This is a genomic window from Vallicoccus soli, from assembly GCF_003594885.1.
Taxonomy (GTDB): domain Bacteria; phylum Actinomycetota; class Actinomycetes; order Motilibacterales; family Motilibacteraceae; genus Vallicoccus; species Vallicoccus soli.
The window spans coordinates 657,311-681,870 of the sequence record NZ_QZEZ01000001.1; the positions used below are offsets into that span (position 1 = coordinate 657,311).

20 protein-coding genes are annotated in these 24,560 nt (G+C 76.5%); 12 read left to right on the plus strand and 8 right to left on the minus strand.

All coding sequences use genetic code 11. The annotated features are described in order from the left end of the window. Positions 1-43 precede the first annotated feature (43 nt). Positions 44-3,406, plus strand: coding sequence for an EAL domain-containing protein (locus D5H78_RS03120; RefSeq protein WP_119948892.1), 3,363 nt, complete (start codon positions 44-46; stop codon positions 3,404-3,406). A 10-nt stretch (positions 3,407-3,416) separates the two neighbouring features. After that, a complete protein-coding gene (locus D5H78_RS03125) occupies positions 3,417-5,441 on the plus strand; it encodes a thioredoxin domain-containing protein (protein WP_119948893.1) in 2,025 nt (674 codons plus the stop codon). Positions 5,442-5,467: 26 nt separating this feature from the next. On the opposite strand, the gene D5H78_RS03130 is transcribed toward D5H78_RS03125, so the two are convergent. After that, positions 5,468-5,998 (minus strand): hypothetical protein, encoded by a 531-nt coding sequence (locus tag D5H78_RS03130; RefSeq protein WP_119948894.1) that lies wholly within the window; start codon positions 5,996-5,998, stop codon positions 5,468-5,470. Between the two features lie 59 nt (positions 5,999-6,057). Next, on the minus strand, positions 6,058-6,816 hold the full coding sequence (gene trhA / locus D5H78_RS03135; RefSeq protein WP_119948895.1) for a PAQR family membrane homeostasis protein TrhA: 759 nt from the start codon (positions 6,814-6,816) through the stop codon (positions 6,058-6,060). A 102-nt stretch (positions 6,817-6,918) separates the two neighbouring features. Between trhA and D5H78_RS03140 the strand changes: the two genes are divergently transcribed. The 3 genes from D5H78_RS03140 (at position 6,919) to D5H78_RS03150 (ending at position 10,270) form a co-directional block, all read left to right on the plus strand. Beyond that, positions 6,919-7,728, plus strand: a complete 810-nt coding sequence (locus D5H78_RS03140) for an isoprenyl transferase (protein ID WP_245941579.1) — start codon at positions 6,919-6,921, stop codon at positions 7,726-7,728. A 158-nt stretch (positions 7,729-7,886) separates the two neighbouring features. Beyond that, a complete protein-coding gene (phoH2, locus tag D5H78_RS03145; RefSeq protein ID WP_218566164.1) occupies positions 7,887-9,185 on the plus strand; it encodes an RNA 5'-3' helicase PhoH2 in 1,299 nt (432 codons plus the stop codon). Positions 9,186-9,568: 383 nt separating this feature from the next. After that, positions 9,569-10,270 (plus strand): aggregation-promoting factor C-terminal-like domain-containing protein, encoded by a 702-nt coding sequence (locus D5H78_RS03150; protein WP_119948896.1) that lies wholly within the window; start codon positions 9,569-9,571, stop codon positions 10,268-10,270. Between the two features lie 79 nt (positions 10,271-10,349). Here D5H78_RS03150 and D5H78_RS03155 read toward each other — a convergent pair whose 3' ends face one another. Further along, a complete protein-coding gene (locus D5H78_RS03155) occupies positions 10,350-11,774 on the minus strand; it encodes a class II fumarate hydratase (RefSeq protein ID WP_119948897.1) in 1,425 nt (474 codons plus the stop codon). 113 nt (positions 11,775-11,887) lie between these two features. Beyond that, complete coding sequence (locus D5H78_RS03160) at positions 11,888-12,715, minus strand: DUF2382 domain-containing protein (protein ID WP_119948898.1); 828 nt, start codon at positions 12,713-12,715, stop codon at positions 11,888-11,890. Between the two features lie 303 nt (positions 12,716-13,018). On the opposite strand from D5H78_RS03160, the gene D5H78_RS03165 reads away from it, so the two are divergent. The 6 genes from D5H78_RS03165 (at position 13,019) to D5H78_RS03190 (ending at position 19,983) form a co-directional block, all read left to right on the plus strand. Continuing rightward, positions 13,019-14,374: an extracellular solute-binding protein gene (locus tag D5H78_RS03165; protein WP_119948899.1), complete on the plus strand. Its 1,356-nt coding sequence runs from the start codon at positions 13,019-13,021 to the stop codon at positions 14,372-14,374. Then, positions 14,371-15,333 carry a carbohydrate ABC transporter permease gene (locus D5H78_RS03170; RefSeq protein ID WP_119948900.1) on the plus strand — a complete coding sequence of 321 codons (963 nt, stop codon included), beginning with the start codon at positions 14,371-14,373 and terminating at the stop codon, positions 15,331-15,333. The genes D5H78_RS03165 and D5H78_RS03170 overlap by 4 nt, the downstream gene beginning before the upstream one ends. Then, on the plus strand, positions 15,333-16,166 hold the full coding sequence (locus tag D5H78_RS03175; protein ID WP_119948901.1) for a carbohydrate ABC transporter permease: 834 nt from the start codon (positions 15,333-15,335) through the stop codon (positions 16,164-16,166). Before D5H78_RS03170 ends, D5H78_RS03175 begins: the two co-directional genes overlap by 1 nt. 33 nt (positions 16,167-16,199) lie before the next feature. Beyond that, positions 16,200-17,516 carry an ABC transporter ATP-binding protein gene (locus D5H78_RS03180; protein WP_119948902.1) on the plus strand — a complete coding sequence of 439 codons (1,317 nt, stop codon included), beginning with the start codon at positions 16,200-16,202 and terminating at the stop codon, positions 17,514-17,516. Positions 17,517-17,590: 74 nt separating this feature from the next. Beyond that, positions 17,591-19,243: a glycoside hydrolase family 13 protein gene (locus D5H78_RS03185; RefSeq protein WP_119948903.1), complete on the plus strand. Its 1,653-nt coding sequence runs from the start codon at positions 17,591-17,593 to the stop codon at positions 19,241-19,243. A 35-nt stretch (positions 19,244-19,278) separates the two neighbouring features. Continuing rightward, on the plus strand, positions 19,279-19,983 hold the full coding sequence (locus D5H78_RS03190) for a DUF1707 SHOCT-like domain-containing protein (RefSeq protein WP_119948904.1): 705 nt from the start codon (positions 19,279-19,281) through the stop codon (positions 19,981-19,983). A gap of 39 nt (positions 19,984-20,022) precedes the next feature. Here D5H78_RS03190 and D5H78_RS03195 read toward each other — a convergent pair whose 3' ends face one another. After that, positions 20,023-20,955 (minus strand): carbohydrate kinase family protein, encoded by a 933-nt coding sequence (locus D5H78_RS03195; protein WP_119948905.1) that lies wholly within the window; start codon positions 20,953-20,955, stop codon positions 20,023-20,025. Further along, entirely contained in the window at positions 20,952-21,986 is a 1,035-nt protein-coding gene (gene glpX, locus D5H78_RS03200) for a class II fructose-bisphosphatase (protein WP_119948906.1), read from the minus strand. The genes D5H78_RS03195 and glpX overlap by 4 nt, the downstream gene beginning before the upstream one ends. A 145-nt stretch (positions 21,987-22,131) precedes the next feature. Between glpX and D5H78_RS03205 the strand changes: the two genes are divergently transcribed. After that, complete coding sequence (locus tag D5H78_RS03205) at positions 22,132-22,773, plus strand: DUF4245 domain-containing protein (RefSeq protein WP_165865574.1); 642 nt, start codon at positions 22,132-22,134, stop codon at positions 22,771-22,773. 63 nt (positions 22,774-22,836) lie between these two features. Here the strand turns inward: D5H78_RS03205 and D5H78_RS03210 are convergent, their stop codons facing one another. Beyond that, complete coding sequence (locus D5H78_RS03210) at positions 22,837-23,151, minus strand: exodeoxyribonuclease VII small subunit (RefSeq protein WP_119948907.1); 315 nt, start codon at positions 23,149-23,151, stop codon at positions 22,837-22,839. Positions 23,152-23,227: 76 nt separating this feature from the next. Then, positions 23,228-24,460, minus strand: coding sequence for an exodeoxyribonuclease VII large subunit (gene xseA, locus D5H78_RS03215; protein WP_119948908.1), 1,233 nt, complete (start codon positions 24,458-24,460; stop codon positions 23,228-23,230). Positions 24,461-24,560: the final 100 nt, after the last annotated feature.

Here is a 24,560-nt window from a genome sequence, read left to right on the forward strand (position 1 = left end):
GCTCCGGACCGCCCTGCCCTGCCGCGACCCCTGGACGTACCGCATGCCCCTGCACGACGACGCCCCGCGCACCCCGGGCGACCCCGAGCCCCTCCCGGGCCTGCACCGGGACCGCGACGGGCTGGTCCGCGCCGCCGTGCGCCACGCGCGCCGCCTCGAGGTGCTGCTGCAGCTGGGCCTGCTCGGCGAGCGCGGGGCCGAGGAGCTCGACGACATCGCGGCGCTCGCCGCGGCCGTGGCCGGGGCGCCGAGCGCGGCGGTGAGCATCGCGCTGCCCGAGCGGGTCGTCTTCGCCGGACGGCACGGCCTGCCCGGCGGCCGGCGCCTCGACGTGCCGGAGACGAGCGTGCCGTGCGCCCACGTGGTGGCCGGGCGCGCCGCGGTGCGGGTCGTCGACGCGACCCTCGACCCGTACTGGGAGAGCACCGAGCTGGTCGTGGCGGGGGCGCTGCGCGGCTACGCCGGGCACCCCGTCGTCGTCGAGGACCAGGTGCTCGCCTCGCTGTGCGTGCTCGGGGACCAGCCCCTCGACCTGCCCCCGGAGGCGCACCGGCGCCTCGCCGCGCTCGCGCGCCAGGTCTCGGACCTGCTCACCCTGCGCCTGCGGGTGCAGGACCTGCAGGACGACCGCGAGCAGCTGCACTCCGAGCGCGGTCTGCTGCACCAGCTCAACGCCGGCCAGCCGGTCGGCGAGGTGCTGCGCCTGCTCGCGGCGCAGGTCGTGGAGGGCCAGGAGGGCGCCGCCGCGCTCGTGCTGCGCGTGCTCGGCGGGCGGCTGCGGGTGGCGGCCGCCCACGGGCTCGGGCCGGTCGAGCGCGCCGTGCTCGACGACCTGCCGGCGACGCCGGTGGGCGGGCCGCTGGGCGAGGCCGCGCAGCGGGGGGTGCCGGTGGACACCGCCGGGCTCGCCGAGGACTACCCGGCGCTCGGGCACCGCCTGCGCGCCGCGCGCGCCGTGCCGGTGCTCGGCCCGAGCGGGGCGGTGCTGGGCGTGCTCGCGCTGCTGACCCGCCAGGAGCGGGTCGAGCCGCGGGCCGGCGCCCGCCTGCTCGCCGCGGCGAGCCTGGCGGGCCTGGCACTGCGCCGCGAGGAGTCCGAGGGCGCGCGCGGCCAGGGCGGCGAGCGGCTGCGGGACGCGCTCACCGGCCTGCTCACCCGCGTCGGCTTCCTCTCCGCGGCGGTGGAGGCCGTACGGGGCGTGCCCGGCCCCCACGCGCTGCTGTGCCTCGACCTGGACCGGCTGGCCGTGGTCAACGACTCGCTCGGCCACCAGCACGGCGACGCCCTGCTCGCCGTCGTCGCCGAGCGCCTGCGCGAGACGGTGCGCGCCAGCGACCTCGTGGGACGGCTCGGCGGGGACGAGTTCGCCGTGCTGTGCCCCGGCCTCGACGCCGCCGCCGCCGCCGAGGTGGCCCGCCGGCTCGCCGCGGACGTCGCGCGCCCCGTGCCCTTGGCGGGGTCGCCCGTCGCGGTGACCGCGAGCGTGGGCGTCGCCGCCGCGGACGCCACCGACGACCTCGTCGCCGTGCTCCGCGCCGCCGAGCACGCCGTCGTCGCGGCCAAGGCCGGCGGGCGGGGGCGCGTCGCCCTCGCCGACCCGGAGGCCGCGAGCGCCGCGCAGGAGAGCAACCTGCTCGAGCTGGACCTGCGGCGCCTGCTCGACGGCGGCGCCCCCGGCGCCCAGCTGCGCCTGGTCTACCAGCCGCAGGTCGACCTCGCCGACGGGCGCGTCTCGGGCCTGGAGGCCCTGCTGCGGTGGGACCACCCCGCGCGCGGCGCGGTGCCCCCCGACCAGTTCATCGCCGTCGCGGAGGACGCCGGCCTCATGCCGGTGCTCGGCGACCACGTGCTGCGCGAGGCCCTCGAGCAGCACCGGCGCTGGCAGGAGGAGGGGGCGCCCTGGGCCGCCAGCGTGGTCTGGGTCAACGTGTCGGGCCGCCAGCTCGAGGAGCGCGGCTTCGCCGCCCGCGTCGCCCGGGCCCTCGCCGACCACCAGGTCGACGCCGAGCGCCTGGGGCTCGAGATCACCGAGAGCGTCGTCACCGGGCGCACGCCCACCGCCCGGCGCGAGCTCGCCGCGCTGCGCGGGCTGGGCGTGCGGCTCGCCGTCGACGACTTCGGGACCGGGTTCTCCAACCTCGCGCTGCTGCGCGGGGCACCGCTCGACGTGGTCAAGGTGGACCGCTCGCTGGTCGCCGGCATGGGGCGCGACCGCGACGGCGCCCGGCTCGTCGACGCGGTCCTCGGCCTCGCGCGCGCCTTCGACCTCGAGGTCGTCGCCGAGGGCGTGGAGACCGCCGAGCAGCTCGACGCCCTCGTGGACCGCGCCTGCACCTCCGCGCAGGGCTACCTGCTGGGCCGGCCCGTGCCCGCCGGCGAGCTCGTCGCGCCGCCCGCGGTGCCGGCACGCGGGGGTGCGTCGGAGCAGGCGGCACCCCCGGCCGTGCCCGGGGCCCCGCCGGTCTTCGCCGACTTCCGCTCGGCCGCCGCGGCCGTGCTGCGGCTGCTGCGCGACGAGGTGGGCATGGACCTCTGGGCGGTCTGCCGCGCCTCCGGCGACGACCAGGTCGTCCTGCTCGCCGAGCGGGAGGCCGGTTCCGCGTACGGCTTCGCCGAGGGCGACGCCCTGCCGTGGCAGTCCTCGCTGTGCCGGCGGATGCTCCACGGGACGGCGCCCAAGGTCGCCCCGCGGGTCGAGGAGGTGCCGGCCTACGCCACCGCCGGCAACCGCTCGCTCCTGCCCATCGCCGCCTACGTCGGGATGCCGCTGCACGACCACCGCGGCGACGTGTTCGGCACGCTCTGCGGCTTCGACGCCCGCGAGCAGCCGGAGCGGCTGCGCGAGGCCGAGCCCCGCATCGAGCTCCTCGCCCGGTTGCTCTCGACCCTGCTGGCCCGCGAGCTCGCCCAGGACGAGCTGGCCCGCCGGCTCGAGCGCGCCGAGGCCGACGCGGCGCGCGACCCCCTCACCGGGCTCGCGAACCGGCGCGGCTGGGCGGACGTGCTCGCCCGCGAGGAGGCGCGCTGCCGGCGGTACGGGGGCCCGGCCTCCGTCGTCGTGCTCGACCTCGACGCGCTCAAGGAGGTCAACGACACGCAGGGCCACGCCGCGGGCGACGACCTGCTGCGCCGCACCGCCCGGGTGCTGCGCGGCACCGCCCGCAGCGTGGACCTCGTCGCCCGCCTCGGCGGGGACGAGTTCGGGGTGCTGTCGGTGCAGGCCGACGGCGCGGGGGTCGACGCCGAGGTGCGCCGGCTCGGCGCCGCCCTCGACGAGGCCGGCGTCGTGGCGAGCATCGGCTGCGCCGCGCGCGGGGCGGGCGGCACGCTCGCCGACGCGTGGGCCGCTGCCGACGCGGCCATGTACGCGCAGAAGCGGGCGCGAGGGGGCCGCGCGGCGGGGTAGGGGAGGGCGCATGCCGAACCGCCTGGCCCGCGCCACCTCCCCGTACCTGCAGCAGCACCGCGACAACCCGGTCGACTGGTGGGAGTGGGGCGTGGAGGCCTTCGCCGAGGCCCGCCGCCGCGACGTGCCGCTCCTGCTGTCGGTCGGCTACGCCGCCTGCCACTGGTGCCACGTCATGGCGCACGAGTCCTTCGAGGACGCCGCGACGGCGGCGTACATGAACGAGCGGTTCGTCAACGTCAAGGTCGACCGCGAGGAGCGCCCCGACGTCGACGCGGTCTACATGGAGGCCACCCAGGCCATGACGGGCCACGGCGGCTGGCCGATGACCGTCTTCGCCACCCCGGACGGGCGCCCGTTCTACTGCGGGACGTACTTCCCGCCGCGGCCCGCCCACCGGATGCCCTCCTTCCGCCAGGTGCTCGAGGCGGTCGCGGACACCTGGGCCACCCGGCGCGAGGAGGTCGAGGACGCGGGGACCCGGGTCGTCGAGCAGCTCTCGGCCCGGGGCGGGGTCCCGTCCGGGCCGCAGCCGCCCGGGCCCGACCAGCTGGCCGCGGCGGTGCGCCGGCTGCGGGCCGAGCACGACGCCGAGCGCGGCGGCTTCGGCGGGGCGCCGAAGTTCCCGCCGTCGATGGTGCTCGAGATGCTCCTGCGCCACCACGCGCTCACCGGCGACGCGGACGCGCTCGCGATGGCCGAGCGCACCCTCGTGGCCATGGCCCGCGGCGGCATGTACGACCAGCTCGGCGGCGGCTTCGCGCGGTACTCGGTCGACGCGTCGTGGGTGGTGCCGCACTTCGAGAAGATGCTCTACGACAACGCGCTCCTGCTGCGGGTCTACCTGCACTGGTGGCGGGCCACCGGCGACCCGCTCGGGCGGAGGGTGGCCGAGGAGACCGCCGACTTCCTGCTGCGCGAGCTGCGCACCCCCGAGGGCGGGTTCGCCTCGGCGCTCGACGCGGACAGCGAGGGGGAGGAGGGACGCTTCTACGTCTGGACCCCCCAGCAGCTGTTCGACGTGCTCGGCGTCGACGACGGCGCGTGGGCCGCGGACCTGCTGGAGGTCACGCCGGAGGGCACCTTCGAGCACGGCAGCTCGGTCCTGCAACTGCTGCGCGACCCGGACGACGCCGCGCGCTGGGCGTCGGTGCGCGCGCGGCTCCTCGCCGCGCGGGCGGGGCGCGTGCGGCCGGGGCGCGACGACAAGGTGGTGCTGGCGTGGAACGGGCTGGCCGTCGCGGCCCTCGCCGAGGCCGGGGAGCTGCTGGGGCGCCCCGACCTCACCGCCGCCGCCGTCGCCGCCGGGGAGCTGCTGGTGCGGGTGCACGTCGTCGACGGGCGGCTGCGCCGGGTGTCGCGCGACGGGGTGGCCGGCGCCCCGGCGGGGGTGCTGGAGGACCACGGGGACGGCGCGGAGGGGCTGCTCGCCCTGCACCAGGTGACCGGCGACCCGCGCTGGCTCGAGGCCGCGGGGGCCTGGCTCGACCTCGTGCTCGAGCGCTTCGCCGACGGCGAGGGCGGGTTCCACGACACGGCCGACGACGCCGAGGCCCTCGTGCGCCGACCCCAGGACCCCACCGACGGCGCCACGCCGTCGGGCCGCTCGGCGGCGGCGGGCGCCCTGCTGTCGTACGCCGCCCTCACCGGCTCGGACCGGCACCGCACCGCGGCCGAGGCCGCGCTCGGCGTCGCCGGGCTGCTCGCGGAGCAGGCCCCGCGCTTCGCCGGGTGGGGCCTGGCGGTGGCCGAGGCGCTCGTCGACGGCCCGCGCGAGGTGGCGGTCGTCGGCGACCCCGCCGACCCGGCGACCGCCGCGCTGCGGGCGACGGCGCTGCGCGGCACGGCGCCCGGGGCCGTGCTCGCCGTCGGCGCGCCGGGCGCGGCGCCCCGCGGCGCGGCGCCGCTCCTCGAGGGGCGGGACCTCGTGGGCGGCGCTCCGGCGGCGTACGTCTGCCGGCACTTCGCCTGCGAGCGGCCGGTCACCGCGCCGGACGAGCTGGCCGCGCTGGTCCTGGCCCGGCGCGGCGGCTGAGGGCGGCGGGCAGGGCCGGCGGGGCCTCAGGCCCCGCGGCCCTCCGGCCCGGCGTCGCGGACGCGCTGCACGGCCTCCATGGCCGAGCGCAGCTCGTCGAGCCAGTCGCCGGTGTGGCGCCCGACGAGGCGCACGCACCACGCGAGGGCGTCGGAGCGCGAGCGGGCGACGCCGGCCTCGACGAGCGTGTCGAGCACCTGGCGCTCGGGCTGGCGCAGCCGGGTCATCACGGGCACCGCGAGGTGGGTGAAGAGCTGCTGGTGCCCGCCGCAGCGCGCGCCCCAGGCGACCTTGCGCCCGAAGCGGTGCTCGGCCTCGCGGGCGACGGCGATCCGCTCGTCACGGGTGCGCTCGCGGAAGGCGCCGACGCGCCCGGCGAGGGCGGCCTCGCGCTCGGCGTCGGTGACGGAGGGGGGCAGGTCGGGGGCGGGGACCGGGACGACGACGGTGATCTCCTCGCGGTCCACGGTGACCTCGAGCGGGCCGGCGGCCCACCCGTCGGGCAGGCGGCCGGTGAACCAGCCGCGGACGGTCTCGGGGGAGGGGGTAGTGCTCATGCAACGATGATTACACCGTTGCAGGAGTGCGTCGAGGTCGTCCGCCGAGGGCGGAACGCTCAGGCGGCCGCAGCGTCCACGACGAGCGCGACGGCGACGAAGTGCAGCGCGAAGGCGGCGAGGGTGAAGGCGTGGAAGACCTCGTGGAAGCCGAACCAGCGCGGCGACGGGTCCGGGCGGCGCAGGCCGTACACGACGGCGCCGATGCTGTAGAGCGCGCCGCCGGCGAGCAGCAGGGTCGTCACCGCCGCGCCGCCGGTGGCGAGGATGTCGGGCACGTAGAAGGCGGCGACCCAGCCGAGCGCGATGTACACCGGGGTGTAGAGCCAGCGCGGCGCGCCGATCCACAGCACCCGGAAGGCGACGCCGAGCAGCGCCCCGGTCCAGACGATCCACAGCAGCGTGCGCCCGCCGCGGTCGTGCAGCAGGAGCAGGCCGAACGGGGTGTACGTGCCGGCGATGATGAGGAAGATGTTGGCGTGGTCCAGGCGCTTGAGGGTGCCGGCCGCGCGCGGGCGCCAGGTGCCGCGGTGGTAGACCGCGGAGACGCCGAACAGCAGCACCGCGGTGAGGGCGAACACGCCCGTCGCGACCCGCGCCGTCGGCGTCGGGCTCAGCAGGACCAGCACGACGCCGGCGACGAGCGCCAGGGGGAAGATGCCGGCGTGCAGCCAGCCGCGCAGGCGCGGCTTGACGAGCACGACCGCCCGGTCGACCGCCTCCTCGACGACCTCGCGGGCCTCCCGCGCGGCCTCCCGCGCCTGCTGCAGCGGGCGCGCGGCCTCGTCGTGCTCGTCCTGCCACTGCTGCTCGGGCATGTCCCGAGCCTAACCTACGGGAGCGTAACCAAACCTGGCGGCGCGGACCCGTCGGCGCGCGCGCCCGGGCTGGGTAGGGTTCGTGCGTTCGCCACGAGGGGGGTGCTCGTCGCCGTGGGCCTGCGCGCCGTCGTCTCGCGCCCGTTCGTGGCGCCGCTGGTCTACGGCCCGTACGAGCGCCGGCTCGCCCGGCACGTGCGGGCCCTGCCCCCCGAGCGCCGCCCCCGCCACGTGGGGGTCATCCTCGACGGCAACCGGCGCTGGGCGCGCGCCGCGGGCTCGCACCCGACCGCCGGGCACCGCGCCGGGGCGGACAAGATCGAGGAGTTCCTCGGCTGGTGCGAGGAGGCCGGGGTCGAGGTCGTCACCCTGTGGCTGCTCTCCACCGACAACCTCGCCCGCTCGCCCGACGAGCTCGCCCCGCTCCTGGCGATCATCGAGGACGTCGTGGGCGAGCTCGGCGCCACCGGGCGCTGGCGCGTGCACCCGGTCGGCGCGCTCGACCTGCTGCCGGCCGAGACGGCGCAGCGGCTGAAGGAGGTCGGCGCGAGCACCGCCGGCTGCCGCGGCACGGTGGTCAACGTCGCGGTCGGGTACGGCGGCCGGCGCGAGATCGCCGACGCCGTGCGGGCGATGCTCCAGGAGCACGCGGGGCGCGGGACGACGATCGAGGAGCTCGCCGGCTCGCTGGACGTCGAGCACATCGCCGAGCACCTCTACACCAAGGGCCAGCCCGACCCCGACCTCGTCATCCGCACCTCCGGGGAGCAGCGCCTCGGCGGGTTCCTGCTGTGGCAGAGCGCGCACTCGGAGTTCTACTTCTGCGAGGCCTACTGGCCGGACTTCCGGCGGGTGGACTTCCTGCGCGCGCTGCGGGCGTACAGCCTGCGCCACCGCCGCCTCGGGACGTAGGGGCGCTGCTCCGTCCGGGTGGTCCGTCCGGGAGTTCACCCGGGGGCAACGCGCGCGTCAGCGTGTTCGCCGCCGGGCGGGCGCGGGCGGGCGTAGCGTCCGGGGGGTCAGCCCCAGACGAGCCGGGCGACCTGCGCCCGGGGCCGGGAGGCGCCCCCGTGACGACCAGCGCGATCCGCACGTACGTCCTGGACACCAGCGTCCTGCTCTCCGACCCGCGCGCGCTGCTGCGCTTCGAGGAGCACGAGGTGGTCCTGCCGCTCGTGGTGGTGACCGAGCTCGAGGCCAAGCGGGACCACCCGGAGATCGGCTGGTTCGCGCGGGCGGCGCTGCGGGTGCTCGACGGGCTGCGCGAGCAGCACGGCCGCCTCGACGCCGCGATGCCGCTGCCCGACGGCGGCACCGTGCGGGTCGAGCTGAACCACACCGACCCCGCCGTGCTGCCGCCGGGCTTCCGCCTCGGCGACGCGGACACCCGGATCCTCGCCGTCGCGCGCAACCTCGCGGCCGAGGGCCGGGCGGTCGTGCTCGTGTCCAAGGACCTGCCGCTGCGCATCAAGGCGGGCGCGGTCGGGCTGGTGGCGCAGGAGTACCGCAACGAGCTGGCGCGGGACACGGGGTGGACGGGCACCGCGGAGCTCGAGGTGACCGGCGCCGACCTCGACGCCCTCTACGCGCAGGAGCGCATCGACCTGCCCGAGGCGCGCGGGCTGCCGTGCCACACCGGGCTGCGCCTGCTCAGCGAGCGGGGGAGCGGGCTCGGGCGGGTGACCCCCGACAAGCAGGTGCGCCTCGTGCGCGGCGACCGCGAGGCCTTCGGGCTGCACGGGCGCAGCGCGGAGCAGCGCATCGCCCTGGACCTGCTCCTCGACCCCGACGTGGGGATCGTCTCGCTCGGCGGGCGCGCGGGCACCGGCAAGTCCGCGCTCGCGCTGTGCGCGGGCCTGGAGGCGGTGCTCGAGCGCCGCGCGCACAAGAAGGTCGTCGTCTTCCGCCCCCTCTACGCCGTGGGCGGGCAGGACCTCGGCTACCTGCCGGGCGCGGAGTCGGAGAAGATGTCGCCCTGGGCCCAGGCGGTCTTCGACACCCTCGGGGCGCTCGTGCCCGGCGAGGTCGTCGAGGAGGTCCTCGCCCGCGGCATGCTCGAGGTGCTCCCGCTCACGCACATCCGGGGCCGGTCGCTGCACGACGCGTTCGTCATCGTCGACGAGGCCCAGTCGCTCGAGCGCAACGTGCTCCTCACCGTGCTCTCGCGCATCGGCCAGGGCTCGAAGGTGGTGCTGACGCACGACGTGGCGCAGCGGGACAACCTGCGGGTCGGCCGGCACGACGGCGTGGCGGCGGTCATCGAGAAGCTGCGCGGGCACCCCCTCTTCGCCCACGTCACCCTCACCCGCAGCGAGCGCTCGGCGATCGCGGCGCTCGTCACGGAGATGCTCGAGGACCTCACGGCCTGACACCGGCGCCGGGCGCCTGCGCACGCGGGGCGACCGTGTCGTCGCGCTGCGTCCCGGATCGGGCGGGGGGACGCGCCTGTGACCATGCCCACGGGGCCTTGCGCTTGCCCTGCGGAGCTCCCGTCGGGCACCGTCGGACGACGTAAGGCCCCGCGGTGAGCGCCGCGAGGGGCGCCACCGCGCCCCGTACGAGCCCCTGGCGGGGCCGGCGCCCCACCGCCGCTCCCGGGGTGCCCCGCACGGCGGCGGCACCGGCCGGCGCCCCCGCGCCCTGGCCACCGGGAGCCGGCCCGCCCCGGCAGCACCGGGCCGTGCCGTGCCCGGGGCGACGCCGCGCCGGCGGACCCGCCGCGCGCGCTGACGGCTGGAAGGTCCCACCCCCCATGACGAAGCGCCCCACCCTGCGCGGGCTCGCCGTCGCCACCGCGACCGTCGTCGCGACCGGCGGCGCGGCCCTCGGCGTGAGCGCCTGGTCCGACTCCCCCTCCGCGCCCAGCGCGGCCACCCTCGCCGCGATGCAGGCCTCGCGCGACGCCGCCGCCCGCGAGGAGGTGCGCGACAAGCAGGAGGCCCTGCGCGCCGCGGAGGCCCAGCGCCGCGCCGAGGTCGCCGCCCAGCGCGCGGCCGAGCGCAAGGCCGCCCTGGAGCGCAAGGCGGCCCTCGAGCGCAAGGCGGCCCTCGAGCGCGCCGCCGCCGAGCGCGCCGCCGCCGAGCGCGCGGCCGCGGAGCGCGAGGCCGCCGAGGAGCGGGCCGAGGAGCGCGCGAGCCGCAGCACCGAGCGCAGCGGCGACCCCCGCGACATCGCCCGTGCCATGCTCGGCGAGCACGGCTGGAGCGACAGCCAGTTCGACTGCCTGGACTCGCTCTGGACCAAGGAGAGCGGCTGGAACCCCACGGCGGACAACCCGACGTCCAGCGCGTACGGCATCCCGCAGGCCCTGCCCGGCAGCAAGATGGCCAGCGCCGGCCCGGACTGGGAGACCGACCCCGCCACCCAGATCGCGTGGGGGCTCGGCTACATCGCCGAGGTGTACGGCACCCCCTGCTCCGCCTGGGACCACAGCCAGGCGAACGACTGGTACTGATCCCCCCCACCCCGCCGTGGCCGTGCGCGGGCGGCGCCGTCCGGGCGCCGTCCGCGCACGACCACGCAGGGGTGCCGGGTCAGGGGTGCGTCATGGAGAGCACGTCGAGCGCCTCGTCGAGCTGCTGCTCGGTGAGGTCGCCGCGCTCGACGTAGCCCCGCTCGAGGACCACCTGGCGGATCGTCTTGCGCTCGGCCAGCGACTGCTTGGCGACCTTGGCCGCCTCCTCGTAGCCGATGTGCTTGTTGAGCGGCGTGACGACCGAGGGCGAGGACTCGGCGTACTCGCGGCAGCGCTCCACGTCGGCCTCGATGCCGTCGACGCAGCGGTCCGCGAAGAGCCGCGAGGCGTTGGCGAGCAGGCGCACCGACTCCAGGACGTTGCGCGCGAGCACCGGCAGCATGACGTTGAGCTCGAACGTCCCCGCGGCGCCGGCGAAGGCGACGGTCGCGTCGTTGCCGACGACCTGCGCGCACACCATGCACAGGGCCTCGGGCACGACCGGGTTGACCTTGCCCGGCATGATCGACGAGCCCGGCTGCAGGTCGGGCAGGCGGATCTCGGCGAGGCCGGTGCGCGGGCCCGAGCCCATCCAGCGCACGTCGTTGGACACCTTGAACAGGCCGACCGCGATCGTGCGCAGCTGGCCGGAGAGCTCGACGAGCGCGTCGCGCGCGCCCTGCGCCTCGAAGTGGTCGCGCGCCTCGGTCAGCGGCAGGCCGGTGGCGCCCGCCAGCTCGGCGATGACGCGCGCGGCGAAGCCGGGCGGGGTGTTGATGCCGGTGCCGACGGCGGTCCCGCCCAGCGGCAGCTCGGCGACGCGGGGGAGCGCGGCCCGCAGCCGCTCGACGCCGTACGCGACCTGGGCGGCGTACCCGCCGAACTCCTGCCCGAGGGTGACCGGCGTGGCGTCCATGAGGTGCGTGCGCCCGCTCTTGACGACCTGCGCGAACTCCTCGGCCTTGCGCCGCAGCGACGCCTGCAGGTGCTCCAGCGCCGGGACGAGGTCCTCGACGACGGCCTGCGTGGCGGCGACGTGGATCGAGGACGGGAAGACGTCGTTGCTCGACTGGGAGGCGTTGACGTGGTCGTTCGGGTGCACCGGGCGCCCGAGCCGCTCGGTGGCCAGGGTCGCGATGACCTCGTTGGCGTTCATGTTGCTCGAGGTGCCCGAGCCGGTCTGGAAGACGTCGACGGGGAAGTGGGCGTCCCAGTCGCCGCGCGCGACCTCCTCCGCGGCCCCCTGCACCGCGCGCGCGAGGTCCGCGTCGAGCACGCCCAGCTCGGCGTTGACCTTCGCCGCCGCGGCCTTGATCCGCGCCAGCGCCGCGATGTGCGAGCGCTCCAGCGGCGTGCCGGAGACCGGGAAGTTCTCCACGGCGCGCTGGGTCTGCGCGCGGTACTTCGCCAGCGCCGGGACCTGCACCTCCCCCATCGTGTCGTGCTCGGTGCGGAAGCCCTCGCCCTCGAGGGCCGCGGTGCTGGCTGCGGTCGGTGAGCTCATGCGCCCATCATGGCCGCGGCCCGGCCCCGGACGTGCGACGACCCCCGCGGCGCGCGCCGCGGGGGTCGTCGGGTGCTCGCCGGGGCCCTGCCGGGGCCCCTGCTGGCGCTGCGTCAGCGGCGGTCGCTGCGGACGCCCTCGGCGTCGGTGACGTCGATCTCCTCGTGGCGCACGGTGTCGGACACCGTCTCCTGGGAGACCTCGACGTCCTTGTCGAGGCGCACGCGCTCGACCGGGACGGTCTCCTTGGCGACCACGGGGCGCTCCTCGGTGAGGGTCACCTCGTGCTCCTCCTCGGAGAGCTCCGGGCCGGAGTACGCCGCGCCGCGGTTGGCGTCGGTGATCGGCTCGCGCTCGACGTGCACCGTCTCGCGCTCGACCGGCACCGTCTCGGTGACGTTCTCGCTGACGATGTACTTGCGCAGGCGCGCCCGGCCGGTCTGCACGCGCTCGGTGCCGACGTGGAGCCGCTCCTCCGAGCGGGTCATCGCGTCGTCCGTCGTCGGGCCCGAGGTGTCGTGCCCGACGGTGCCGGCGGCGTCGGTGCCGGTGGTGGTGCCCGCGGTGCCCACGGTGCCCGTGGTGCCCGTCGTCGTCGTGGTCGTCGTCGTGTCGTAGCCGCTCGTGCCCGAGAGGCCGTAGTAGCGGTAGAGGGCGTCCTCCTCGGACTCGGAGATGTGCCCGTCGCCGCTGTCGACGCTGGGGGCGCCCTTCACCTTCTCCTTGTCGTAGGGGACGGTGAAGTCGTCGCCCCGCGCGGTGATGCCCTGCAGCGGGACGAAGGTCTCCTTGGTGCCGAAGAGGCCCGTGTTGACGGTCACCCACTCGGGCTGGCCCGAGGCGTCGTCGAGGAAGACCTGGCCGGCCTTGCCCAGCTTCTCGCCGTCGCTGCCGTAGATGGTCGAACCGAGGATGCTCTGCGGGTTGCTCAGGGGGTCCATCGCTGTCCTGTCCTCCGTCGTGTGTGCGGTCGTCCTTCGGTGACGACCCCGGGTCTCGCCACTGCGACGGCCCGCAAACCAGCGCCGCGGGATCACCCCGCTGCGTGACGGCAAGCCGGCGAGGAGTAGCCGGGGGTGGCGTGTCGTCCGCTTCGTCCGGGTACGTCCCCGCAGGTCGGCCGGGTCCTGCCGGCATCGAGCGCGGGCGGGCGAAGAGCGGCCCGTCCGGGTGAGTGCCGCGCGGGGAGCAGGGGTAGGGCCCCGTCCACCGCCCTGCCGCGGGGCGGGGCTCGAGGAGGCGACGTGGCCACCAGGACCCCACGCGGGAGCGCACCGGCACGCCCACGCGGGCGTGCACCGGGAGCAGGACGACGACGGCGGCGCGCCCTCGCGGGGGCGCTCGCCCTCACGACGGCCGCGGCGCTCGCGGCCTGCGGCGGCGACGGCGGGGGGCCGCCGACGCTGACCTGGTACATCAACCCGGACTCCGGGGGCCAGGCGGAGATCGCCGCCCGGTGCACCGAGGCGGCGCAGGGCCGCTACACCATCGAGGTCTCGCAGCTGCCGCGCGAGTCGAGCGAGCAGCGCCAGCAGCTCGTGCGGCGCCTCGCCGCCGAGGACGACTCCATCGACCTCATGAGCCTGGACCCGCCGTACATCCCGGAGTTCGCCGAGGCCGGCTTCCTCGCCCCGGTGCCCGAGGAGCTGGCGCAGCGGGTCAGCGAGGACGTCGTGCAGGTGGCCCTGGACGGCAGCACCTGGCGCGACGAGCTCGTCGCGGTGCCGTTCTGGGCCAACACCCAGCTGCTCTGGTACAAGAAGTCGGTCGCCGAGGCGGCCGGGCTGGACCTGAGCCGGCCGGTCACGTGGGACCAGATCGTGCAGGCCGCGCAGGACCAGGACGTCGACCTCGCGGTGCAGGGCATCCGCGCGGAGGCGCTCACCGTCTGGGTCAACGCGCTCGTGGAGTCCGCCGGCGGGTCGGTCATCCAGGACACCGAGGCCCAGCCCGAGGACATCGAGCTCGGCCTCACCGAGGAGCCCGCGGTCCGGGCCGCCGAGGTCATGCAGGAGATCGCCGACGCCGGCATCGCCGGCCCCGCGTTCTCCACCGCGGGCGAGGACGCGAACGTCATCGCCTTCGAGAACGGCGACGCGGCGTTCATGGTCAACTGGCCCTTCGTCTGGCCGCGCGCGCTGTCCGGCGTCGAGGCGGGCACGCTCGACGCGTCCGTGCCGGAGGACTACGGCTGGGCGCTCTACCCGCAGGTCGTCGAGGGCGAGGAGAGCGCACCGCCGTACGGCGGCATCAGCCTCGGCGTCGGCGCCTTCAGCGAGCACCCCGACCTGGCCTACGAGGCCGCCGAGTGCGCCATCAGCGCCGAGAACCAGGCGTACTACTTCGTCACCAACGGCAACCCGGCGGCGCGGGCCTCGGTCTACGACGACCCCGCCGTCCTCGAGGAGTTCCCGATGGCCCCGGTCATCCGGGAGTCGCTGGAGCAGGCCGCGACGCGGCCGCAGACGCCGTACTACAGCGAGGTGTCGAGCAGCATCCAGCGCATCTACCACCCGCCGAGCGCCGTGACCCCGGGGGAGACCGGGCAGCGGGCGGCGGAGCTGATCCAGGCGGTCCTGGCCAAGGAGGAGCTGCTGTGAGCACCACGACACTCCCGCCCGGCACCAAGCAGGAGCCGGTCTCCGCGCCGCCCGGCGGCACCAGCGACCGCGCCCGGGCCGAGCGCCGGCTCGGCTGGCTCCTGGCGGGCCCGGCCTTCCTCGTCATGCTGCTCGTCACCGCCTACCCGATCGCGCAGGCGGTGTACGACTCGCTCTTCGACTTCCGGCTCACCGACCCGGAGAACCGCTCGTTCACCGGGCTCAGCAACTACGCGGTCATCCTCACCGACCGGATCTGGTGGACCTCGCTCGGCGTCACCTTCTTCATCACGGTCGTCACGGTGGCGGTCGAGCTCGTCCTCGGCTTCGCCCTCGCGCTCGTCATGATGAAGGCGCTCAAGTCCATCCGGCCCGTCGTGCGCGCCGCGATCCTCATCCCGTACGCCGTCATCACCGTCGTCTCCGCCTTCGCGTGGCAGTTCGCCTTCGACATCAGCACCGGGTTCGTCAACACCTGGTTCGGCTGGGTCCCCGGCATCGGCCCGGACACCGACTGGTTCGGCGGCACGTGGTCCGCGCTGTTCGTCGTCTGCATCGCCGAGATCTGGAAGACGACCCCGTTCATCTCGCTGCTGCTCCTGGCCGGGCTCGCCCAGGTGCCCGACGTCCTGCAGGAGGCCGCCCGCGTCGACGGGGCCACCTGGTGGCAGCGGATGCGCCGCGTCACGATCCCCAACATGAAGGCCGCCATCATGGTGGCCCTGCTCTTCCGCAGCCTCGACGCCTTCCGCGTCTTCGACAGCATCTTCGTCATGACCGGCGGGGCCAACAGCACCGAGTCCGTCTCGTTCCTCGCCTACCGCCAGACCATCGCGCGGCTCGAGATCGGCCTGGGCTCGGCGGTGTCGGTGCTGCTCTTCCTCTGCGTGGTGCTCATCAGCTTCACGTTCATCAAGGTGTTCAAGGTCGACCTGTCGTCCACGAGGGGGGACGCCTGATGTCCACGCGGGAGCGGAACCTCTGGCTCGTCGCGGGCCTCGTCATCGTCGTCTACGCGCTCTTCCCGGTGGCGTGGATCGTCTCGCTGTCGCTCAAGGCGCCGGCCGACATCGCCAACGGGCAGTTCCTGCCCACGGACTTCTCGTGGACCAACTACGAGCAGATCCTCAGCGGCTCGGCGAGCGACCTGTTCCTGCCGGCGCTGCGCAACTCGTTCGGCATCTGCCTCATCGCCACGTTCATCTCGTGCGTGCTCGCGATGTTCGCGGCGTACGCCATCGCCCGGCTCGACTTCCCGGGCAAGAAGGTCATCCTCTCGACCGCCCTCGCGGTCGCGATCTTCCCGGTCATCTCCATCGTGACGCCGCTGTTCAACCTGTGGCGGCAGGTCGGGCTGTACGACACCTGGCCCGGGCTCATCATCCCGTACCTCTCGCTGACGCTGCCCATCTCGATCTGGACCCTGTCGGCGTTCTTCCGGGAGATCCCCTGGGAGATGGAGCAGGCCGCGCAGGTGGACGGCGCCACGACCTGGCAGGCGTTCCGCAAGGTCATCGTCCCGCTGGCCGCCCCCGGCGTCTTCACGACCGCGATCATCGCGTTCTTCATCGCGTGGAACGACTTCGTCTACGGCATCGTGCTGACCTCGACGGAGGCGGCCCGCCCGGTGCCCGCCGCGCTGGGGCTCTTCTCCGGCGCCTCGCAGTTCGAGGACCCGAACGGCCCGATCGCCGCCGCGGCCGTCGTGGTCACCATCCCGGTCGTCGTGCTCGTCCTGCTCTTCCAGCGGCGCATCGTCGCCGGCCTCACCAACGGCGCCGTCAAGGGCTGACGCCCGCGCCCAGCACGAAGGAGACCTGCCCACATGGCTTCCATCGAGATGCGCAACATCGTCAAGAAGTACGGCGACGGGTTCCCGGCCGTGAACGACGTCAGCCTCGACATCGCCGACGGGGAGTTCGTCATCCTCGTCGGCCCGTCCGGCTGCGGGAAGTCCACGCTGCTGCGGATGATCGTCGGGCTGGAGGACATCACCTCCGGCGACATGGTCATCGGCGGCAAGCGCGTCAACGACAAGGCCCCGCGCGACCGCAACCTGTCGATGGTGTTCCAGAACTACGCCCTCTACCCGCACCTGTCGGTCTTCGAGAACATCGCCTTCCCGCTGCGCCTGGCCAAGCTGCCCGACGACGAGGTGCGCCGCCGGGTCAACGAGGCCGCCGACGTCCTCGAGCTGCACGAGCACCTCGAGCGCAAGCCGGCCAACCTCTCCGGGGGCCAGCGCCAGCGCGTGGCCATGGGGCGGGCCATCGTGCGCCAGGCCGAGGCGTTCCTCTTCGACGAGCCGCTGTCCAACCTCGACGCCAAGCTGCGCGGCCAGATGCGCACGGAGATCTCGCGCCTGCAGCGCCGGCTCGGCATCACCACGGTGTACGTCACGCACGACCAGACCGAGGCGATGACCCTCGGGGACCGGGTCGCCGTGCTCCGCAAGGGCGTCCTGCAGCAGGTCGCGTCGCCGCGCGAGCTGTACGAGCAGCCGGTGAACCTCTTCGTCGCCGGCTTCATCGGCTCGCCGCCGATGAACTTCCTCCCCGCCACGCTGGACGGGACCCGGCTGTCCACCCCGTTCGGCCCGATCGACATGGCCGGGCGCAAGGGCGCGGAGAAGCTGCAGGGCAAGGAGCTGCTGCTCGTGGGCATCCGGCCGGAGTACTTCGAGGACGCCTCGCTCGTCGACCCGGCCAAGCGGGACGTCGGCACGACGTTCCGGGCGCCGGTCGACGTCACCGAGTGGCTGGGCGACCAGCAGTACGCCTACATCCCCTTCGAGGCGCCCGAGGCCGTGCGCACCCAGCTGCGCGACCTGTCCCGCGAGCTCGACAGCGACCAGCTGCGCACCCAGGCGATCGTGTCCATCGACGCGACGAGCCGGCTGCGCGAGGGGCGCGAGGCGGAGTTCTGGCTCGACACCCGCAAGGTGCACGTCTTCGACCCGGCCACGGGCGAGAACCTCACCCGCGACGCCGAGGCGGGCGCCGAGCTGACCCGGATGGTCGCCGAGGAGCGCGAGGAGCAGCTCGACGAGGCGCAGGGCGGCGGCGGGCGCGACGTCGACCTGCGCGAGCGGGCGGACGGGCGCACCGGCTCGGCCGCGTCGGGCGGGGCCACCGCGATCTGAGGCAGCGGTACGACGCCGGCGGGGCGGTCCGGGTCACTCCCGGGCCGCCCCGCCGCAGCGGGGAGGGAGGCGCGGTGGGCGGGCGGGAGCGGCCCTGGTGGCGCGACGCGGTGGTCTACGAGGTCTACCTGCGCAGCTTCCAGGACTCCGACGACGACGGGCAGGGCGACGTCGAGGGGCTGCGGCGGCGCCTGCCGTACCTCGCCGACCTCGGGGTGGACGCCCTCTGGGTAACCCCCTGGTACCCCTCGCCGCTGGCCGACGGCGGGTACGACGTCGCGGACTACCGCGACGTGCACCCCGACCTCGGCACGCTGCAGGACGTCGAGCGCCTGCTCGACGAGGCGCACGCGCTCGGGCTGCGGGTCGTCGTCGACCTCGTCGCGAACCACACCTCGCAGGAGCACCCCTGGTTCCGCGAGGCGCTGGCGGGCGGGCCGGGCTCCCCGGCGCGGGCGCGGTACTTCTTCCGCGACGGGTGCGCGGGCGGGGCGGAGCCGCCGAACGACTGGATCAGCGCGTTCGGCGGCCCGGCCTGGACCCGGGTCACCGAGCCGGACGGGCGCCCGGGGCAGTGGTACCTGCACCTGTTCGCCCCCGAGCAGCCCGACCTGGACTGGACCGACCCGCGGGTGGGCGAGGACTTCGACGAGGTGCTGCGCTTCTGGCTGGACCGCGGCGTCGACGGCGTCCGGGTCGACGCGGCGCCCGCGATGGCCAAGGTCCCGGGGCTGCCCGACGCGGGGCACGCGCCCGGCGCGCTCTTCGAGTCGACGCGCTGGGTCGGCAACCCGCACTGGGACGTGGACGCGGTGCACGAGGTCCTGCGCCGGTGGCGGCGGGTCGGCGACGGGTACGACGGCGACCGGGTCTTCGTCGCCGAGGCCGTCGTCAACGGGCCCGAGCGGCTCGCCCGGTACCTGCGCCCCGACGAGATGCACACCGCCTTCAACTTCGACTTCCTGCACTGCCCCTGGGAGCCGGCTGCGCTGCGCGACGTCGTCGACCGGACCCTGGCCGCGCTCGCGCCGGTCGGCGCCCCGGCGACGTGGGTGCTGTCGAGCCACGACGAGACCCGCCACGCCACCCGCTTCGGGCGCGGGCGCACCGGCGCGGCGGCGATGGGCTTCGACGCGGGGGAGGCCTCGGACCCGGAGCTGGGGCTGGCCCGCGCCCGGGCCGCGCTGCTGCTCCTGCTGGCCCTGCCCGGCGGGGCGTACCTCTACCAGGGCGAGGAGCTGGGGCTGCCCGAGGTCGAGGACCTGCCGGAGGACGTGCTGCAGGACCCGACCTTCCGCCGCTCGGGCGGCACGGCGAGGGGCCGGGACGGCTGCCGCGTGCCGCTGCCGTGGTCCGGGGACGCCCCGCCCTTCGGCTTCTCCTCCCCGGGCGTGCGCCCGTGGCTGCCCCAGCCGCCCGCCTGGCGGGGGCTCACCGTCGAGGCGCAGGAGAGGGACCCCGGCTCGACGCTGCGGCTCTACCGGTCCGCGCTGCGGCTGCGCCGCGGGCTGGCGGCGCTGCACGAGGAGCCGCTGGCCTGGGCGGGGGACGAGGGGGGCAGGGCGCTGGTGCTGGACCGCGGCCCGGGCCTGCGCTGCCTCGTCGACTTCTCCGGCGCGCCCCGCCGGCTGCCGGGGGACCGGGAGGTGCTGCTCAGCAGCGCGCCGGTGCGCGACGGCGTGCTGGCGCCGCACGCCGCCGCGTGGCTGGGGCCGGCGGCGGGCTGACCCCACCGCGGGGCAGCGGCGCTAGGGTCGCCCGCATGAGCGAGGACGTCCCCGGCGCCGGGGCGACACCGCCGCGGCGCCCGCCGCTGCGCATCTCCGACCGCGACCGGGAGGTCGTGGCCGACGCGCTGCGCGAGGCGTACGCCGAGGGCCGGCTGACCTACGAGGAGCACGACGAGCGGCTCGGCCGGGTGTGGCAGGCGCGCACCGCCGCCGACCTCGAGCCGCTCGTCGAGGACCTGCCCGTGGGCGGCGGCGTCGTGCCGCGCGACGACGGCGCCGGGCCGTCGCGCGGTGCCGCGGCCGGGCCGGGGCTGCCGGTCCCGCCGCCGCCCCCCGCCGCGCAGCCCGGGGGCCACGGGATGCACGGGGTGCACGGGCTGCCCGCCCTGCCCGGCGGCTCCGGCCTGGCGCTGCTCTCGGAGTCCACGGTCCGCCCGCCGGCGGGCAGCCGGGAGGCGGCCGGCGCGGCCGTGCTCGGCAACCTCAAGGTCGACCTGCGCGACGCCCTCGGCGAGGGCGCCACGGGCACCTTCCGGCTCACCGTCAACGCCCTGCTGGGCAGCGCGGAGGTCGTCGTGCCGCTGGGCGTCGAGGTGCGCGTGGGCGGGACCGCCGTGGCCGGGTCGCGGCAGCTGCACGGCCCCACCGGCGGCCGGCCCGGCGGCCCGGTGCTCGTCGTCGACGGCGTGGCGCTGCTCGGCAGCGTGGACGTGCGCCGGGTGCGCGCGGAGGACTGAGCCGGTCCCGGTCCCGGGGCCCCGGCCCGGGCAGGGGGGTCAGGCGCCGCCCGCCCGGCGGGCCGCGACCTCCTCGCGGGTCGGTGGGTCGGCGCCCGGGCGGGCGACGGTCATCGCCGCGACGAGGGCGGCCTCGTCGAGCAGCGCGGTGAGCGCCTCCGGGTCGAGGGCGCGCAGGCGCTCGGCGGCCGCCGGCCCGAGCAGCTCGCGCCGGTGCAGCCCGTCGAGCAGCCCGGCCATGAACGCGTCGCCGGCGCCGACCGTGTCGACGACGTCGACCCGCACCGCCGGGCGCTGCACCACCCCGCTCGCCGCGACCGCCCAGGGGCCGTCGGCCCCGCGGGTCACGACGACCAGCGCCGGTCCGAGGCCGAGCCAGCCCGTGGCCACCGCGTCGTACGGCTCGCCCGGGCGCAGCCACGCGAGGTCCTCGTCGCTGACCTTCACCACGTCGCTCTGCGCGACGAGCGCCTCGACCTGCTCGCGCGCCCGCTCCGGCGCGCCCATGAGGGCCGGGCGTGCGTTGGGGTCGTACGACACCGTCGCCCGCCCGCGCGCGGCCGCGACCATGCGGCGCACCGCCGCGGCGCCGGGCTCGAGCGTCGCGCCGATCGAGCCGGTGTGCAGGCAGGTGGTGCCGTCGGCCAGGCCGGGGGTGCCGTCGCCGAGGTCCCAGGCGAGCGAGAAGTCGTACGAGGCCGTGCCGTCGGCGTCGAGGGTCGCCGCGGCCACGCTCGTGGCCGGCGCGCCCGTCGTGCCGGGGCCGAGGCGCACGCCGTTGCCCCGCAGGTGCGCGTCGACGAGGGCGCCGTGCGCGTCGTCGGCGTAGCGCGTCACCAGCTCCACCGGGCAGCCGAGCCGGGCCAGGCCCACCGCGACGTTGGCGGGGCTGCCGCCGGGGTGCGCCACCTCGGTGCCGTCGGTGCGCCGGACCAGGTCGACGAGCGCCTCGCCGACGACGGTCACCGTCATCGGGCGTGCTCGAAGTCGATAGCGGAGTACGCGCGCAGCTTGCTCAGCGCGTGCTCGGACCGGATGGTGCGGATGGTGCCGCTCTTGGAGCGCATGACGATGGACTCCGTGACGGCCGAGCCGCCGCGGTAGCGCACCCCGTCGAGCAGCTCGCCGTCGGTGATGCCGGTGGCGACGAAGAAGACGTTGTCGCTGCGGACCAGGTCGTCGGTGTGCAGCACGCGGTCGAGGTCGTGCCCCGCGTCGAGCGCCTTGCGGCGCTCGTCGTCGTCGCGCGGCCACAGCCGGCCCTGGATCGTGCCGCCGAGGCACTTCACGGCGCAGGCGGTGATGACGCCCTCGGGCGTGCCGCCGACGCCGAGGAGCAGGTCCACGCCGGTGCCGTCGCGGGCGGCGAGGATCGCGCCGGCGACGTCGCCGTCGCTGATGAACTTGATGCGCGCCCCGGTCGCGCGCACCTCCTCGACGAGGTCCCGGTGCCGCGGCCGGTCGAGCACGCACACCGTGACGTCGTCGGGCGCCTCGCCCAGCGCGTCGGCGACGCGGCGGATGTTCTCCGCGGCGGGCTCGCGGATGTCGACCACGCCCGCGGCGGCCGGGCCGGTGACGAGCTTCTCCATGTAGAACACGGCCGAGGGGTCGTACATCGACCCGCGCTCGGCCACCGCCATGACGCTGATGGCGTCGGGCATCCCCTTGGCGGTCAGCGTGGTGCCGTCGATGGGGTCGACGGCCACGTCGCAGTCCGGGCCGCGCCCGTCGCCGACGCGCTCGCCGTTGAAGAGCATCGGCGCGTCGTCCTTCTCACCCTCGCCGATGACGACGACGCCGGCCATGGAGACGGTGGTGATGAGCTGGCGCATCGCGTTGACCGCCGCGCCGTCGGCGCCGTTCTTGTCGCCGCGGCCGACCCAGCGCCCGCCGGCCATGGCCGCGGCCTCGGTGACGCGCACGAGCTCGAGCGCGAGGTTGCGGTCCGGCGCCTCCCGCCCCACCTTGAGCTCCGTCGGCAGGTCGGTGGCGTCGCTCATGCAGGTCCTTTCGGGCCGGGGCGGGGGCCGGCGGCACCCCGCTGCTCGAGTTCCCCGGGATCGTAGCGAGCACCCCCGCCAGGTTCGCGCCCGTGCGCGCGATCGGCGACCATGGGCTGGTGCGACCCCGACCCCTCCCTCGGCGATGAGCGAGCCCGGCGGCCCGGCCGCCCCCGTCGACCCGGCCGGCGGGCCGGCCCCGCGGGCGGGCGCGCCCGGGGGGGGTGCCACCGCGGCCCGCGCCCCGCAGCGCCGGGTCCGCGGCGGTGGCACGGTCGGCGACATGGTGCGCTCGCTCGCGCTCATCCTCGGCATCGTCGCCGTCGTGCTCGTGCTCGTGCCCCGCCCGAGCGGGGAGACCGTGCGCACCGTCGACTGGCGCCCCGTGGCGCAGCAGGCGGCGGGGTCGGCGACGTACGACGTCCTCGTCCCCGCGGGCCTGCCCGAGGACTGGCGCTCGACGAGCGCCCGGGTGGACCGCGCCCCCGGCGAGGGCGGCAGCGTCGCCTGGACGATCGGGTTCGTCACGCCGGAGGACGACTACGCCGCGACCGGGCAGTCCGACGGCGACGCGGCGGTCTTCGTCGAGGACCTGACCAAGCAGGGCGCCGCGACGGGCACGGTCGAGGTCGGCGGCGCGACGTGGGAGCGCCGCGAGCGCGACCTCGCCGGCGAGCCGCGCCGCTCGCTGGTGCGCGAGCTCGACGGCTCGACCGTGCTCGTCACCGGCACCGCCTCCTGGGCCGAGCTCGAGGTCCTCGCCGGGTCGCTGCGCCCGCAGGCCTGAGCGGGCCCGCGGCGCCGCGGGCCGCCGTACGGCGCCCGGCCCGGGCGCCCTCGGCGCCTCGGCTCAGGCGTCCTCGGCGCCCCGGGGCCCGGTGCCGTCGGCGTCGTCGTCCGCCGGCGCGCCGTCGGTGCGGGCCCGGGCCGCGTCGAGGCGCTCGCGCGCCCCGTCGAGCCAGGCCTGGCAGGTGCGGGCCAGCTCCTCGCCCCGCTCCCAGAGGGCCAGCGACTCCTCCAGCGTCGTCCCGCCGGCCTCGAGCCGGCGCACGACCTCGGCGAGCTCGTCGCGCGCCCGCTCGTAGCCGAGCGGGCCCTGCTGCCCCTGCTGCCCCTGCTGGCCCTGCCCCTGCTGCCCCTGCTGCGCGTCGGCCCCCTGCGTCACGCGGCCACCCTACGGACCGGCCCGGTCGCGACCGCGGGGCCGACCCCCGCGCCGGGCGCTGACGCCGGGCCCGCGCTCAGCCCCGGCGCGCCACGGCCGCGAGGTCGCCGCCGGCGAGGCGCAGCCGCAGCGGCGCACCGTCCGCGGCGTCCTGCGGCCGGCGCAGGACGCTGCCGTCGGCGGCCTGCACGACGGCGTACCCGCGCTCGAGCGTCGCCAGCGGGGACAGCGCCCGGACCCGCGCACGGGTGTGCGCGAGGTCGTCGACCGCGGCGTCGAGCCGGGCCGCGGTGCAGCGGCGCGCGCGGTCGCGCAGGGCGAGCACCTGCTCCTCGCGCCGGTCGAGCCCGCTGGCCGGGTCGGCGAGCACCGGTCGCGAGCGCAGGGCGTCGAGCCGCGCCCGCTCCCGCTCGAGCCCGCCGACGACGGCCCGCAGCAGCCGCTCCCGGGCGTGCTCCACGCGGGCCCGCTCCTCGCGCACGTCCGGCACCACCCGCTTCGCCGCGTCGGTGGGCGTGGACGCGCGCGCGTCGGCGACGAGGTCGAGCAGCGGGGTGTCGACCTCGTGGCCGATCGCGGAGACCACGGGCGTGCGGCAGGCCGCCACGGCGCGCACCAGCGCCTCGTTGCTGAACGGCAGCAGGTCCTCCAGCGAGCCGCCCCCGCGGGTCACGACGATGACGTCGACCTCGTCGTGCCCGTCGAGCTCGGCCAGCGCCCGGCCCACCTCGGTCACGGCGTTCACGCCCTGCACCGCCACCTCGCGGACCTCGAACCGCACGGACGGCCAGCGCCGCCGCGCGTTCTCGACGACGTCGCGCTCGGCCGCCGAGGCGCGCCCGCAGACCAGGCCGACCCGGCGCGGCAGGAACGGCAGCGTGCGCTTGCGGGCGGGCTCGAACAGGCCCTCCTGGGTCAGCACGCGCTTGAGCTGCTCGAGCCGGGCGAGGAGCTGGCCGACCCCCACCGGGCGCACCTCGTCGGCGGCGAGCGACAGCGTGCCGCGGCCCATCCAGTAGCTCGGCCGGGCGTGCACCACGACCGTCGCGCCGTCCAGCAGCGGCGCCCCCAGGGCGTCGAGCACGCGCGGCGGGCAGGTCACCGTCATCGACACGTCCGCGGCCGGGTCGCGCAGGGTGAGGAAGACGGTGCCCGCGCCCGGGCGGCGGCTCACCTGCGTCACCTGCCCCTCGACCCAGACGTCGCCGAGCCGGGAGACCCACTGCAGGATCTTCTGCGACACCGTGCGCACCGGCCAGGGCGCCTCGGGGGAGGAGGGCGGCCGCGGCGCCGCCGCGGGAGCGCTCATGCGCCCGAGGCTAGCCGGGCCCGCCGCGCCGGCCGGCCCCGCGTGACCCCGGTCACCGCGCGCGGCCGGGTACCGGGGCTGCCCCGCACCTACCATGGGG